The sequence below is a fragment of the Photorhabdus tasmaniensis genome (genome assembly GCF_011189505.1).
GTDB classification, from domain to species: domain Bacteria; phylum Pseudomonadota; class Gammaproteobacteria; order Enterobacterales; family Enterobacteriaceae; genus Photorhabdus; species Photorhabdus tasmaniensis.
Genome location: NZ_PUJU01000117.1, coordinates 1 through 549, shown reverse-complemented (window position 1 = coordinate 549; position 549 = coordinate 1). Strand labels below are relative to the sequence as shown.

General features: G+C 50.5%; 2 pseudogenes. Both read left to right on the top strand.

What is annotated here, in order from left to right:
• Nucleotides 1-135: pseudogene (locus tag C5471_RS22890) on the top strand (DUF3304 domain-containing protein); the annotation flags it as partial.
• A pseudogene (locus C5471_RS22885) lies at nt 123-549 on the top strand (T6SS phospholipase effector Tle1-like catalytic domain-containing protein); the annotation flags it as partial. The pseudogenes C5471_RS22890 and C5471_RS22885, both read left to right, overlap by 13 nt.

Genomic DNA, 549 nt, shown 5'->3' with positions numbered 1-549 from the left:
ACCTGCGGGATTACGGTGCATTTCTTGCCCTGTGATCAAATCAAGGTCACCACGTCCTGTGACGCCTACGGTAGCCCAAACTACCCGATAAAAGAACCTTTAGAAATGAAGGAGCCCAAAGTATGTCCAAAATAAATCATAACGAGACTGTCTGGTTGCCCGCCCCTTTTCCTGCTCAGGGACGGTTGCCGGCCAAAAGTTATCTGGTCGGGCAAAATTGTCACCGTCAGACCAGTGATGAAAGGGCCTACCATCAGGAATTGTGTCTGGCCGCAGATCGTCGGGTGCTACCGCCCTGCTGTAAGACCCTGCATGTCAGCCTGTTTTTTGACGGTACCGGCAATAATTTATATAACGACCTTTATCAGGCCGTTCCTAACCATCCAACCAATATTGCCCGTCTTTTCCAGACGACGATTGGAGCCGGTTATGCCGGTGGTGCGGCAGGTAAGCCGTTGCTGGATGATGTCGAAAGCACAGGCGGAAAGTACTTTAAGTATTATATTCCCGGGGTGGGTACCCCCTTCCCGGAAATTAATGATCTGGATT